The 381-nt window shown below is 56.2% G+C and carries 1 protein-coding gene; it reads right to left on the reverse strand.

Going from position 1 to position 381, the window contains the following annotated elements:
- Positions 1–13: 13 nt before the first annotated feature.
- Positions 14–381, reverse strand: a 368-nt coding sequence (locus tag JWJ90_RS23020; protein WP_275889176.1) for a DALR anticodon-binding domain-containing protein, incomplete at its 5' end; no start/stop codon positions are given.

Raw genomic sequence — 381 nt, forward strand, 5'->3', positions numbered from 1 at the left:
GTCGTTATTTCGCCTACATACTTTCCGGAGCGGCGACACCTAAAAACTGGAGACCATTTTGAAAACCCTGCACCCAGGCCCCGCATAGGAAAAGGCGAGCCCGGCTTAATTCAGGATCGTCACCGAGGACCTTGTGTTTATTGTAGAAGCCGTGAAATCGGGCCGCCAGATCCATCAGGTAAAATATGACCCGATGAGGCTCCAGATCGGTCGCGGCGCCGGCAACCATGCGGGGGTAATCGGCCAGGGTTTTCAGCAGCGCATACTCCTCGTTTTCGCGCAGACGATTCAGGGCCGCATCCTGGGGGGTCATGCCGCTGATCCCCAGTTCACTGGCCTGTCTTGCAATGCTGCATAACCGGGCATGGGCATACTGAACAT

Origin of the sequence: Desulfobulbus rhabdoformis, assembly GCF_016919065.1 — a bacterium.
Taxonomy (GTDB): domain Bacteria; phylum Desulfobacterota; class Desulfobulbia; order Desulfobulbales; family Desulfobulbaceae; genus Desulfobulbus; species Desulfobulbus rhabdoformis.